This is a genomic window from Mucilaginibacter sp. L3T2-6 (assembly GCF_030519355.1).
Taxonomy (GTDB): Bacteria; Bacteroidota; Bacteroidia; order Sphingobacteriales; family Sphingobacteriaceae; genus Mucilaginibacter.
The window spans coordinates 19,854-32,975 of sequence record NZ_JAUMKC010000025.1; the positions used below are offsets into that span (position 1 = coordinate 19,854).

Annotated in this window: 11 protein-coding genes; 6 read left to right on the forward strand and 5 right to left on the reverse strand. The window is 42.2% G+C overall.

The window, feature by feature from the left end; all coding sequences use genetic code 11:
• Positions 1–202: 202 nt before the first annotated feature.
• Together trxA and Q3W13_RS21695 are read left to right on the forward strand one after the other, a co-directional pair.
• Positions 203–523 (forward strand): thioredoxin, encoded by a 321-nt coding sequence (gene trxA / locus Q3W13_RS21690; protein WP_302867508.1) that lies wholly within the window; start codon positions 203–205, stop codon positions 521–523.
• A 249-nt stretch (positions 524–772) separates the two neighbouring features.
• Positions 773–1,702, forward strand: a complete 930-nt coding sequence (locus Q3W13_RS21695; RefSeq protein WP_302867509.1) for a DUF58 domain-containing protein — start codon at positions 773–775, stop codon at positions 1,700–1,702.
• A 110-nt stretch (positions 1,703–1,812) separates the two neighbouring features.
• Here the strand turns inward: Q3W13_RS21695 and Q3W13_RS21700 are convergent, their stop codons facing one another.
• Together Q3W13_RS21700 and Q3W13_RS21705 are read right to left on the reverse strand one after the other, a co-directional pair.
• Positions 1,813–3,126 (reverse strand): HAMP domain-containing sensor histidine kinase, encoded by a 1,314-nt coding sequence (locus tag Q3W13_RS21700; RefSeq protein ID WP_302867511.1) that lies wholly within the window; start codon positions 3,124–3,126, stop codon positions 1,813–1,815.
• Positions 3,127–3,234: 108 nt separating this feature from the next.
• Positions 3,235–3,912, reverse strand: coding sequence for a response regulator transcription factor (locus Q3W13_RS21705; RefSeq protein ID WP_302867644.1), 678 nt, complete (start codon positions 3,910–3,912; stop codon positions 3,235–3,237).
• 175 nt (positions 3,913–4,087) lie between these two features.
• On the opposite strand from Q3W13_RS21705, the gene Q3W13_RS21710 reads away from it, so the two are divergent.
• Both Q3W13_RS21710 and Q3W13_RS21715 read left to right on the forward strand, forming a co-directional pair.
• A complete protein-coding gene (locus tag Q3W13_RS21710; protein ID WP_302867513.1) occupies positions 4,088–5,593 on the forward strand; it encodes a glycoside hydrolase family 130 protein in 1,506 nt (501 codons plus the stop codon).
• Between the two features lie 192 nt (positions 5,594–5,785).
• Positions 5,786–6,199, forward strand: coding sequence for a hypothetical protein (locus Q3W13_RS21715; RefSeq protein WP_302867515.1), 414 nt, complete (start codon positions 5,786–5,788; stop codon positions 6,197–6,199).
• Between the two features lie 42 nt (positions 6,200–6,241).
• Here the strand turns inward: Q3W13_RS21715 and Q3W13_RS21720 are convergent, their stop codons facing one another.
• Both Q3W13_RS21720 and Q3W13_RS21725 read right to left on the reverse strand, forming a co-directional pair.
• Positions 6,242–7,249 carry a glycosyltransferase family 4 protein gene (locus tag Q3W13_RS21720; RefSeq protein WP_302867517.1) on the reverse strand — a complete coding sequence of 336 codons (1,008 nt, stop codon included), beginning with the start codon at positions 7,247–7,249 and terminating at the stop codon, positions 6,242–6,244.
• A complete protein-coding gene (locus Q3W13_RS21725; RefSeq protein ID WP_302867518.1) occupies positions 7,250–9,529 on the reverse strand; it encodes a glycosyltransferase family 4 protein in 2,280 nt (759 codons plus the stop codon).
• Between the two features lie 265 nt (positions 9,530–9,794).
• On the opposite strand from Q3W13_RS21725, the gene Q3W13_RS21730 reads away from it, so the two are divergent.
• Both Q3W13_RS21730 and Q3W13_RS21735 read left to right on the forward strand, forming a co-directional pair.
• The gene (locus Q3W13_RS21730; RefSeq protein ID WP_302867519.1) at positions 9,795–11,495 is read left to right on the forward strand and encodes a M3 family oligoendopeptidase; all 1,701 of its coding nucleotides are present in this window, start codon (positions 9,795–9,797) and stop codon (positions 11,493–11,495) included.
• Between the two features lie 197 nt (positions 11,496–11,692).
• A complete protein-coding gene (locus tag Q3W13_RS21735) occupies positions 11,693–12,358 on the forward strand; it encodes a hypothetical protein (RefSeq protein ID WP_302867521.1) in 666 nt (221 codons plus the stop codon).
• A 49-nt stretch (positions 12,359–12,407) separates the two neighbouring features.
• Here the strand turns inward: Q3W13_RS21735 and Q3W13_RS21740 are convergent, their stop codons facing one another.
• Positions 12,408–13,088: a phosphatase PAP2 family protein gene (locus Q3W13_RS21740; RefSeq protein WP_302867523.1), complete on the reverse strand. Its 681-nt coding sequence runs from the start codon at positions 13,086–13,088 to the stop codon at positions 12,408–12,410.
• Positions 13,089–13,122 lie beyond the last annotated feature (34 nt).

Here is a 13,122-nt window from a genome sequence, read left to right on the forward strand (position 1 = left end):
CAATGTTTAAAATTATCAGCCAAAAATTCAGCCTAAAGTCAAACAATTGTAAGCGAAATATCTTACTATTGTCAACAACAGTTTAAACCACTCAATTAGTCAGTTTTGCAATAATTTTATTGTCATATTGTCATTGAACCAATTGCGGCAAGCTATTTGAATACCATATATTTGTAACACAAAAAATTTAAATTTAAAAATCATGGCTTTAGAAATAACTGATGCAAACTTTGAAGACCTTGTCCTCAAATCAGACAAACCGGTATTAATTGATTTTTGGGCAGAATGGTGCGGACCATGTCGCATGGTTGGCCCGGTAGTTGAAGATATTGCGAAAGAATATGACGGCAAAGCTGTTGTTGGCAAAGTTAATGTTGACCACAATCCGGGTATCTCCGTTAAGTATGGTATCAGAAATATACCTGCCTTATTATTCTTCAAAAACGGCGAAATTGTTGACAAGCAAATCGGCGCCGTGCCAAAATCAGTCTTGACTGATAAATTGGCTAAGCAACTGGCGTAAATTGTGATTTCACAGATTACGGAATGATTTCACAGATTATCGGGCGGATAATCAAATTTATATATAAACTTGCACCAATCAGTTAAAACTGGTTGGTGTTTCTTTTTTAAGAGCATTAATGGAAGATGATGTTAGAAAAATGTTGATCTGAGCGCTAGAAAGACATTATATTGACGGCCGCAATCATATTTAACAAATTGCGTTAAAATCATTAAATCATCCTCAATCGCTGGAATCAAAAATAAATCGGTGGAATCAAAAACAAAGCTTAGCGAAGACCAGCACATCAGGCAATTAGTCAATCTTGAACTTTTAGCCCGGCAGGTGGTTGAGGGTTTTATTACCGGTTTACACCAAAGCCCATTCCACGGTTTTTCGGTTGAGTTTGCAGAGCATCGCCTGTATAACAGCGGCGAATCGGTAAAAAATATTGACTGGAAGCTGCTTGCGCGTACAGATAAATTATTCGTAAAGCAATTTGAGGAAGAAACCAATCTTCGCTGCTATCTCTTGCTGGATACTTCGTCCTCAATGAACTTTCCGGATAAGGGAATAAACAAACTACAATTTTCCATTTATGCCGTTGCATCATTGATGTATCTGTTCAAAAAACAACGTGATGCATTTGGTTTATGCCTGTTCAGTGATAAAGTTGACCTGATGACTCAAATCAAGTCGACCACATCACACCTCTTTTATCTTTATGCGGAACTGGAGAAGGCCTATAGTGCCCCAAAGCAAAATACGTTAACTAACATTACAAATGTATTGCACCAGGTTGCAGGGCAAATTCACCAGCGCTCAATGGTTGTTATCTTCAGCGATATGCTGGAGAATAGCCTGAATTCCGAAAAAATGCAGGCCCTGTTTGCAGCCATTCAGCATTTGAAATACAACAAGCACGAGGTGGTGATATTTAATGTGAATGACAGGAAAAAAGAACTCGAGTTTAATTTTGATAACCGCCCCCACCAGTTTATCGATATCGAGAGCGGCGAACAGGTGCGCGTTCACCCCGGCAAAATAAGGGACGCTTATATTTCTTCATTAACACAATACCGCCACGAATTAGAGCTCAAATGCGCTCAATACCAGGTCGACATCGTGGACGCATTTATTGAAAATGGTTATAATGAGGTGCTTAAATCCTACCTGATTAAGCGTAATAAAATGATATAAAGCAAAAAAGCTGTCCTTTCTACAAAAGACAGCTTTATAGGGGTAACAAGGAACTAAAACTCTATACACTTCAAAATAACAGAGCTTTTATGAAGATTCTGTGAAGTTGATCAATCAAAAACGAGTTTTACAGCGGTACCCTTATCTTTCGCCGACGAGATCCGGATTTTGATATGGTGAAACGCCGTTATGCTTTTCACGATAGCCAGGCCGAGCCCGTAGCTGTCCTTTTCGTCACCCTCCAGCTTTTCAAAGCGGTTAAAGGCTCTTTCAATCTGTTGCTCGCTCATTCCAATCCCGCTATCTGCTATTTCAAGTATATATTCATTGTTATCAAGATAATCAGTTATAGTTATATTCCCCTCTTCATGATTGTATTTAATAGAGTTATTCACGATATTAAATAAAAGGGTATGCATCAGGCTATGATTACCCCTCATAGTCCGCGAATGCTTCATGTTATTATGGAAAGCAATTTGCTTATCTTCCAGCCTGTCTTCCAGTTCCTGGTAAACTTCGTCAACCACCTCGCCAATCTTTACCTCGTCGGTTTTATCAAACTGGTTATTTTCAACCTTCGAAATTAACAGCAGGCTATTAATAATCGACTTTAGCCTGTTAAGGGTTTTAAGAGAGGCGAAAATCTTATTCTCAGTATCCTCTGTCAGCTTTTCTTGCAACAGGATATTCTCCAGCCTGGAACTGATAATCGATATCGGCGTCAGTAATTCATGCGAGACATTTGCGATAAACTGTTTTTCGAGCGCAAAAATGTCTGCAATTTTCTTCATCAGTGTGCTTATACTATCATCAAGCAGCTTAAAGTCCTGGGTACTTGTTTCAATTTTGGCATAGTCAAAATTCAGCGGGTCGTTTACCTTTATCAGTTTCCTGTCGATAATGCGGTAAAAGGGAGCCAGCAGGTATTTGGTAAAAATAAGGTCGATAACAAGTGTAAGTAAAAGGGCCACTACCAGCATGAGCAATGAAAATTGCTTGATAGTTTGCTTTAACTGTATCACCGCGTCCATGGTATCCCCTATCTCAAGCAGATAGCTATGCCCATCAAAATTGAACCTGTAAGTAAGGATCAGGTAATTATCGGTTACGTTTTCTATCGTACGGCGCTGCGTACTAAAGCTTTGCGTTGGCTGTCTGTCCGGCTGATAAGGCGTGGGCTTCAGGAATATAAACTCTTCTTTCAGGATATTGTAATTGGTAAAGCTTTGCTGCTGCTTTAGTATCTGGCTAATCTCACCGGGCGACAAATTTTTAAGGAATGCTTCCTTTTTATTGTTAAGCCGTGAGGATATATGCGAATAGGTGATGTTCTCCAGCGAAAACAATATAAGCAAGCCTGTAATAACAATAATCGCCAGTTTGGTTAGCGTATTGTATAATACCAGCTTAATTTGGAGTTTCATCTTGCTGTTGTAAAGTTGTAAAGTTTAAAAGTTGGAATGTTGAGTTATTGATTGGTTAAGACGGAACATTACAACTCTGCCGCCTTTCAACCTTACAATAATCTTAAATTATATATTCACCCTGTACCCTATACTCCTTACCGTTTCAAACCAATCGATCGTTTCAAACTGCGAAAGCTTTTTGCGGAGGTTTTTTACGTGTACATCAACAAAATTTGAGTCGGAATTTATTTCGAGCACATCGCCCCAAACATGTTCGGTTAGGTTAGTGCGCGATATTACCCGGTTTTTATTCAACACCAGGTAGTTAAAAATTTCGTACTCCTTTTTTGTAAGGTTTATCCGCTCGCCGTTAAAATGCACCGTACGGTTTTGTATGTTAATTCTAAAATCTTTCACGGCTATATCATTGCTTTCCAGCTTATGCTTACGCCTTATAATGGCATGCATACGGGCGAGAAGCTCATTTAATGAGAAAGGTTTCGCCAGGTAGTCGTCAGCACCCTGTTCAAGGCCATGTATCTTGTCGTCCACAGCGCCGCGTGCCGTCAGAATAATTACAGCATCGTCACGGTCTTTCAAACTTTTCAGCACATTCAGCAAATCAAAACCGTCACCATCAGGCAGGTTAAGGTCCAACAGGATGAAATCGTAATTATTTACAAAAATCTTTTCAGCGGCTGTCTTTTTTGTCCGGGCATGATCAATAGCAAAGCCTTCGTGGCTTAAAAACTCATTTATCTCATGTGCCAGGCCTTTTTCGTCCTCTACTATTAATACATTCATTGCCTGGCAAGATACTAAATTGCCAGTAAAGCTTGTAGTAGTTGCAAGCGCCGCTAATTTTCGGCCGACGGGCAGGTCAATTAGACGTGCCACAACTTCTATAAGTTAATAATCGTAAAATTGCCGCAATCAAATTGGGCTTATAGCTGTTAATTAACTAAATCCCTGTTTTTATATGAGACTTTTTATCGAACGCAAGCCAATCAGAATAAACCCAGACCCAAAACGCGTTATAGCCAGATTTTTTTTTAACGGAAACGACAGAGCAAAAGAAGTCATCCAACGGGTGATGGAGATTGATGAGGATACGGTATTTGGTATTGTTTCGCCACTATTACAGGAATACTCAAAACGGCACCGAAATATCACCCGCGCTTTAAACAGGCATTGCAGTAAACTAAAACCACTTTTTACTGAATTGGATATCGATTACGACGCACTTACGGTATACCGCAAGCTGCTGATAGGTTCATACTTTACTCATGAATATTCAATCGAATCGGCGGCATTCTTTAACCCCTCAATAGTTGAAGATCCAGATCAAACGGAACTGCTGGAAGGCGAACGGCGAGTTATCATCAGCTTCAGGGCGGTGGGCGAAGGGCACATTTCATCCATAACCTTCAGGCGGGCTTTAATAGACCAGGCCAATAATATAACCGTATCGCCCGCAGGCAGCTACATCGACGAAGCTGAAATAGTACGGAATGCTGTTTACAACAAAAAGTTATTTTTCGAAAAGGCTGCGATTACGCAAATCAACATTGATGTACTAAACGAACTGGAATCAAAACTCGACCATCACTTTGAATATGCTAACCTGCGCAGAATAATCATCGATTCGCAAAAGCTGCAGGAAAGCGACATAACCAAATTGGAATATGACAAGGTGTTGTGGCTGGCCGATTCGTACTACGAAATTGTATTTTCACTTGACACCGATATATCCGACCGGGTTATCTTCCCTATCTCTGAATATGAAAGGAAGGGCATTGAAGACGCCAGGTTCGTGCATTTTAAAAACGACGACGACAGCACGGTTTATTACGCCACTTATACCGCATACGATGGTTCACTTATAATGCCGAAGCTGCTGCAAACCAACGATTTTTATAATTTCAAGATAATGCCGCTGTACGGAGCAGGAGCCCAAAACAAAAACCTGGCGCTGTTTCCCCGTAAAATAAACGGCAAATACGCCATGATCTCCCGGATCGATGGTATCAATAACTACATCATGTACTCGGATAAGATAAATATCTGGGAGAAACCCATCAAACTGCAGCACCCAAAGTTTAGCTGGGAATTTATACAGATCGGTAACTGCGGCTCGCCTATCGAGACAGACCAGGGGTGGATTGTAATAACCCACGGTGTAGGCCCTATGCGCCGGTACGTACTTGGCGCCAGTTTGCTTAAGCTCGACGACCCCGAAATTGAGATCGGCCGGTTAAAGGAACCTCTTTTAATACCAACCAGCGACGAGCGCGAAGGCTATGTACCAAATGTCCTTTACTCATGCGGCGCATTGGTACATAACGGCAAGCTAATTATACCCTACGGTGTATCCGATTCGTCAACGGCTTTCGCCGAAGTTGATCTGAAAGAACTTATTTCTAAACTGATCGCCGATAAAAAGGAGACGGACAGGACAGAAAAAGCAAAAGAGAAAGTAGTGTAATTCATCATCGCAGTCCATTTTTGCATACACATTTTCGGGTTATCTGGCGCCTGCCAGGCAGGTATTATTTACAGAATTACATCCTGGCCGTTTTTACAGCACTTTATTGATCTGGCATATCTCTTGCTGGTATATAACAGTTACTTATTCATCTAATAACGTGACGTTTATGACCATAAAATCTACAAAACCATGGACCACTACAGAGAGATAAAAAACACCCTGCACTGGCACAATGAGGGTAAATTTGAGGTAGAATTAGTTAATGGCATAATTACTAAACTCAATTTTTGCGAGCCAGGCAAAGGGCCTGAAGATACCGGCAAAAGCCTTACTTCAACAAATTATAAATTTCTGCAGGCTGTACATTCGTGCCTGGGCGAATTATTTGCATTCATAGACGAAGAAAACAAACGGCTGGGCTACAAATTTGCCCGTGAAACAGAAATTCAGCCTTATTGGAATGGCGCCCAGGAAGATGACCAACAACCCAGCGAAACAATTTTGCGGCCTTTGATTAATTACGGTCACCAGCCAGAGGTTAACGATACCGGCGAGCATCTTTCACCCGGGACTATAACCGGTGCAACCGTAAAAAGTGCTTAAACAATGTTTACCTCCCCGTGTTCGCGGGTCAAAACCGGGGAGCTATTGAACAATAATTTGTTGATACAGTGCCAGATAATCCTGTACCATTTTATCACACGAGAATTGGCTTCCTGACCATTCCGCACAATCCCTGCGCCGGATATTTTTAATATCATCAGTTACTGACGCTGCTTCGGTTACATTATTCACCAGGAAGCCCGTTTTTCCATGCTTGATCAGCTCAGGCATCGAGCCCCTGTTAAATGCTATAACGGGCGTTCCGCATAACATGGCTTCGGCTACGCTCATCCCAAACGGCTCATTAAAATTAATCGGGTGAAGCAAGGCGTAAGCATTTTGCAGGAGTTTATTCCGTTGCCCGGGTTCTGCATTACCGAGATATTCAACATCATCCGATAAATAGGGCGCTACTTTCTCCTTAAAATAATTTTCATCCTGGATCAGGCCGGCAATCAGTAACCTTCTCTTGCTTTTTTGAGCTATTTCTATTGCTTCGGCCGTGCCTTTATCATGATGGATGCGTCCGAAATATAAAAGGTAATCCCCTGGCTGGTCGTTAAACTCAAACTGCGTAGTATTTAAGCCATTGTAAACGGTCGCTATGTAGTTTAAATCCTCGCTGCGGTCGGCATTACTGATAGAAACGTAATGGTTTGTCGGGTTATATTTTTTATAAACGGGTATAATTTGGCGTGACGAAAAACCATGAATAGTTGTAATCATTGGTGTTTTTATCAGCCGGGAATACGTAAGCGGTAAAAAATCGAAGTTATTATGAATGATATCGAATTCTCCCGCCCGCTCCATAAGGTTGCTGATATGAAGGCATTCCAGAACTTTTGCATCCTGTGTCCTGTCTTCCTCGTAGCCTTTAGCGCAAATCGAATAAAGCTTTCCGGAGGTAATAGAATCGCCTGTGGCAAATAATGATACATCAACCCCTAATTTGAGTAAACCCTCCGCAATATTAGAGGCCACCTGCTCCCAGGGGCCGTAGTGCCGGGGCGGCGTACGCCAGGCAACCGGCGATAATACAGCTACTTTCATTTAAAACGATAGTGATACAGATTGCCCGGCCTTGTTATATTCATATTCAAGCTCAAACGCCTTAAGAACGGTTAAGTGTGATATTAAATAGGCCAGCGTACTCTCGGCGCCCTGGTTGCGGTTAATTCCGCCAGGCAGCAAACCATCGCAGCAGCCCTTGGTTTCATGGTCATAAAGAGGGGCGCGCAGGCTGTTTTCGCCCAGGAACCATTTGTAACACAAAAACATCTTTTCGATATACTGCGGCTTCCGGAAATTGGTATAGGCCTGAAAATGCATCAGAACCATAGCCATAGTCTCTATAGCCTGCTGATCGTACACCGGGAAATTTTTCCCTTTGCTGTACCAGCCATCATTTCCCACCGGGCTCAAATACCCTTTTGATAATGTCACCTCATCCAAAAAAGCCATTGTTTTCAGGGCTGTTTGCTTAACCTTTTCATTGCCGGTTATATGGCATGAATGCAATAATGCAAGTGGAAGTATGGCATTATCATAAGTCATCTTTTCTTCAAACCATTGCCAGTCTTCTGTTTGATGCCGGTCATAGGCATCTATTAGCGGCTGGGTAAGATTGATCATTTCACTAACCATTCCTTCATCGCCCGGCACGGCCTGCAGATACAGGCTTATGCCAATGATAGTGTTGGCCATACCGCGCAAATGCTTTAGCGTTTTAAAATGGGGGAATGATTTGTGAAACAGTTCTGTTGCAAACTCCTTGTATGAATTGTTTGACGAACAACCTATTAAATATCCCAGCGACCAGATGGTGCGCCCGAACGAGTCCTCTGAACCTACGTCATCCAGGTATCTGCGGTCGAAACTTAAAAAATTGCGAAAGTTGCCATCCTCAGTTTGCATATAATGGATATAGCTCAGGTAGATGGGCAGCAGTTCAAAAGCCTCCCGGCTCTTACTGCGCTGGTACGCCATCAATGCCATAATTAAAGCCCGGGCGTTATCATCCAGGCAGTAGCCCTCTTTTAAATTTGGAATACCATACTTGGCATGTTGCACAATGCCGGTGTCGTCTGTTAACCGTAATACATGGTTAAGACTGAATTTCGGCATTATTTCGGGGTCAACAATACTGTTTTTAAGTATCCTGTCGCTAAAATCATGCGTCGCGCATGATTCATGCGCCACCCTTATATATTCAGCGCCAATAACAGGCCACCGCAAATGCAGTCCATAATCATAAGCGTTTTCCTTCAGCTCGTTTAAAACACGTTCCTGGTTCAGTAGTTCAATCACTATTTCTGCAAGCGCATCGGCATCCTTAAAATCAAACAAACGGCCGCGGTTATCCGCCAGCAGCTCGGTAGCATGCCAATAAGGCGTTGATACTACCGCTGCGCCCGCGCCTACCGCATAGGATAACGTACCGCTGGTTATTTGTGCTTCATTCAGGTATGGTGTTACATATATGTCGGTTGCAGCCAGGTAGTCCACCAGTTCCTCTTCCGTAACAAACTTGTTTATAAAGCTAAGATGGCTTGATACATTCAGTTGTGCAGCCAAAGTCTTCAGGTGGTCGCGGTATTCCTCTCCCGAGCTTTTAATAACCCCCGGGTGCGTGTTTCCTAAAACAACATACATAATTTCCGGGTGAATCCTGGCTATCTTCGGTAACGCCCGCACCACGGTTTCCAGGCCTTTTCCGCGGCTTATTAAACCGAAGGTCAGCATTACTTTGCGGTTTTTAAACTGGCTTAAGCTCTTTACCGGGTTCGGCTTTGAAGCCTCAACATCAGGCACCCCATGCTCTATAATTACTATTTTTTCTTCCGGAACATCATATATAGTAGTTAAAAACTCTACTGCCCGCTTACTCATTACCACTATCTTTGATGACTGCTCGGCTATTTCGCGAATGATTATGCGCTGCACATAGCTCGGGTCTTTCAGTATCGTGTGAAGAATAGATATCAAGGGCTTTTCCAGCCTGTTGATCAGCGGTAAAATATAAATACCGCTTTCTCCTCCATAAATACCGAACTCATGTTCCATAATACACACGTCGGCATTACTGGTATTAATATAATTTGCCGCCCGTATGTAATCTTTTTGATGGTTTTGCCTGATGATATACTTTACTTCTTCAGGATACTCATACTCCTGCATGTTTTCTGAGTCGTTAAGCGCTACCACGAAGCCGCCATTTAACAACGATTTTCGTTCAGGAAAATTTGCGTTTACCGCACGCATAAGGTTACAGTTAAATGTGGCTATTCCACATTCACGTGGTGGATAGGTAGATATATATGCTATTTTCATTAAGTGCGTATAATGTCACTTATAAAACCCTGTTTTTCATTTATTGTTTATGCGGCCGGCTAAAAAACTGCGTCACAGCGGCGAATCAAGGCTTTTTAAATCAAAAGTCATTTTTTCTGAAATATACCTGGTTAAGGATCACCGCACCAGCGTGCCCCCAAATTGCAGGCCGTAAATGCATCAAACATTCTTCAATCAATGCTTTGATTATGATGCGCACATTTGCACATTTGCATATCCGCACATCAAACGTGCATCTTCAATCATGATACATAAGAAAACAAGAACATACATACCGGAAGGATTTGAAATAAAGTGGGAAAGTATCGAGCCGCTCTTTGTTGAACTGCGTGACCGCCAGATAAATTCTGTGGCTGATTTAGAGAAATGGCTGCATGACCGCAGTGAAGTTGAGGCCGCCCTGGAAGAGGATTTTGCCTGGCGCTACATCCGCATGACCTGCGACACCAACAGCGCGGAACTATTGCAAAGCTTTCAATATTTCGCTACCGAAATAGAGCCAAAGATGGCGCCCTACAGCAACGAACTGAACAAAAAATTAGTTGCAAGCGATTGGGTTGATAAACTGGACAGCAATAAATATTTTATTTACCTGCGCGGTGTGAAAAAGTCGCTGGAACTGTTCAGGGAAGAGAATATTCCGCTGCAAACAGAGATACAGGTTGAGCAGCAGAAATATCAATCGATAACCGGTTCGATGTCGGTACACATTGGTGAAAAGGAATATACGCTTGAACAGGCGTCTGTTTTTTTGAAAGATACCGACCGGGCCAAACGTCAGGAAGCCTGGGAAAAGATAACTCAACGCCGGCTGCAGGACAAAGATACGCTTGATAAACTTTTCGATCACTTGCGTGTACTCCGGCATAAGGTAGCCTTAAATGCAGGATTCGAAAATTTCAGGGATTATATGTTCCAGGCACTGGGCCGCTTTGATTATACGCCTCAGGATTGCTACGCTTTCCATGAAGCTATAGAGAAAGAAATTGTACCCATCCTTCGCGAACAGGCCGAAAAACGCAAAGATGCTTTACAGTTGGAATCGTTAAAACCATGGGACCTGGATGTAGATATTTCAGGTAAACCTGCTTTAAAACCATTTAATAGCGGCGCCGAGTTGATTGAAAAATCGATACAGTGTTTCCGCAACATCAACAGCTACCTGGGCGAACGACTGGAAATAATGAAAGACAATAACCTTTTCGACGTGGAAAGCCGCAAAGGCAAGGCGCCGGGCGGGTATAACTATCCTCTTTCTGAAACAGGAGCGCCATTTATATTCATGAACTCCGCCAATACGTTCAGGGATTTAACTACGATGGTACACGAAGGCGGGCATGCGGTACACACCTTTCTGACAGCAGATTTGGAACTGAACGATTTTAAACATTGCCCAAGCGAAGTGGCAGAATTAGCCTCCATGTCGATGGAACTGATTTCGATGGATAACTGGGATGTTTATTTTGATAACGCAGAAGATCTGAAACGTGCCAAACGCGACCAGCTTTTTGACGTATTAAAGACCTTGCCCTGGGTAGCCGTGGTGGACCAGTTTCAGCATTGGATATATACCAACCCAGATCATACGGACGCCGAACGAACCGAGGCCTGGATAAAAATTTATGAGCCGTTCGGTGCTGGTTTCGCCGACTGGAGCGGACATAAGGAAGCTGAGGAAAACCTATGGCAAAAGCAACTGCATATTTTCGAAGTGCCGTTTTATTATATAGAATATGGCATGGCGCAGCTTGGTGCGATTGCGGTTTGGAAGAACTACAAAGAAAATCCTGAAAAAGGGTTACAGCAATACCTTGATGCTTTGAAATTAGGCTACACCAAAACCATTAAAGAGATTTACGAAACTGCCGGGATCAAGTTTGATTTCAGCGCGGATTATGTAAGGGAGCTGGCGGAGTTTGTGAAGGGAGAAATGGACAAGTTATAATATTAATATTCTGTATAAAAATGGCCGCTGCAAATGCGGCCATTTTTATTTAATGTGTATTTCCTCTTCAAAAACCGCTCTCAATATTTGCGGCTAATATGCTGTTTATGATACTGGTACGATAATTGAAATATCATTTTATACCGCTTAAAAGCGTCAAATTTAAAACCAATTGAGTTTTTGACAGTTTAACAATTATGAAAAAGATATTATTAAGTTTCGCCATTATATTAGGATTTATTATAACGGCGTACAGCCAGACAGCGCTCAAGCCTGTAAAAATAGATAGCCTGGTGACGGTGTCGTTGCCTGATGGTTATCAGAAAAAAGACACATTAGGTCAGCATATATATTCAGCAAATGCACAATATGGTTTCATGACAATTATTGTGGCGCCTAATGAAAAAAACAACACGCCGCTAAAAAAGGAAAATGACCTGGATAAGGTGCTTAAAAAATATATTACCAGCATCGAGGGTCAATCTGGTGCAGGCAGCAGCGCCCAGCATGTGCGCGACACGACCGTGGGTTCATTAAAAGCAAAAACCTTTACGCTGAAAAAAGATGATGGCAGCGGAACTGTACAGCTGATTAATTTTACATTGCTTTATACCCAACAAACTACCTACACTTTCGAGTACGTGTACAGCGAAGACAGGAAAGATGTTGTTAAAGATGAATATAAAACATTTATATCGTCGATCCGCACTTCGCCTGAATTGCAGCGTAATGACCAGTACCTATCAAATGCAAAAGGATTATCGCCTGTGCTTAAGGTAGCCATCTTTGGCGGCGGTGCTTTAATACTGATATTGATTATCGTTACTATCGTACGCAGAAAGAGACGTTTATCGTTGAGCTAAATACATTTATTTTAGAAGCTTAGCGGAAGCCCGGAACTAATGATCAAAGTCATTGCTTTCGGGCTTCTGGTTTTAAGGTGTGCAGTAATCCTTTATTCCACGACGGGCGGTGTATAAATTGCCTGCCTTCTATAAAGCCCAGCCAGCAGATAGTGCCAAACACACCAATGGCCGAACCGGCCACAACGTCTTCAAAAAAATGTTCGCTCAGGTACATACGCGAATAGCCAACAGCAATGGCATAGATTAATAGCGCAGGCCACCAGTTCTTATTTTTTACCAGGTAAAGAATAACTATTGCCGCCGAAAAAGCAGTAACCGTATGGCCTGAAGGAAAACTGTTAAACTGCAGCATGTAAACCCCTTTTACTAAATGTATACGGCTAAGCTGATCTTTATAAAGCAAGGTAGGCCGGGGCAAGTCGAAAATATATTTAACAATCTGTGCCGAAATTGATGTGAGTGCATAGGTGCTGGCCATTAAAAAGCCTGCCCGGTAATTAAACAAAAGTAATATGGCGGATAGCGAAATGATCGTCCAGCCGTTTCCCAAGTCGGTTATATACGGAGCGAGCCAATCTGCAAATGCATAGAAGTGGGCGTTTACGGCAAAATAAATTTCGTGCCTGGTAAACAACACTTTAATAACGAGGCAGCAGCAAAGTAAAATGACATATAGTATAAAAAACAGCCTTACTTGTTTTAAAACCTCATTTATTCCTATCTTCATCGTGCAAAGTAAGCATATACTTATCGAATTAAAA

Excerpts from the sequence above, each read along its gene's own strand:
- trxA (WP_302867508.1), top strand. The coding sequence starts at position 203 with ATGGCTTTAGAAATAACTGATGCAAACTTTGAAGACCTTGTCCTCAAA.
- Q3W13_RS21700 (WP_302867511.1), bottom strand. The coding sequence starts at position 3,126 with ATGAAACTCCAAATTAAGCTGGTATTATACAATACGCTAACCAAACTG.
- Q3W13_RS21705 (WP_302867644.1), bottom strand. The coding sequence starts at position 3,912 with ATGAATGTATTAATAGTAGAGGACGAAAAAGGCCTGGCACATGAGATA.
- Q3W13_RS21710 (WP_302867513.1), top strand. The coding sequence starts at position 4,088 with ATGAGACTTTTTATCGAACGCAAGCCAATCAGAATAAACCCAGACCCA.
- Q3W13_RS21715 (WP_302867515.1), top strand. The coding sequence starts at position 5,786 with ATGGACCACTACAGAGAGATAAAAAACACCCTGCACTGGCACAATGAG.
- Q3W13_RS21720 (WP_302867517.1), bottom strand. The coding sequence starts at position 7,249 with ATGAAAGTAGCTGTATTATCGCCGGTTGCCTGGCGTACGCCGCCCCGG.
- Q3W13_RS21725 (WP_302867518.1), bottom strand. The coding sequence starts at position 9,529 with ATGAAAATAGCATATATATCTACCTATCCACCACGTGAATGTGGAATA.
- Q3W13_RS21730 (WP_302867519.1), top strand. The coding sequence starts at position 9,795 with ATGATACATAAGAAAACAAGAACATACATACCGGAAGGATTTGAAATA.
- Q3W13_RS21735 (WP_302867521.1), top strand. The coding sequence starts at position 11,693 with ATGAAAAAGATATTATTAAGTTTCGCCATTATATTAGGATTTATTATA.
- Q3W13_RS21740 (WP_302867523.1), bottom strand. The coding sequence starts at position 13,088 with ATGAAGATAGGAATAAATGAGGTTTTAAAACAAGTAAGGCTGTTTTTT.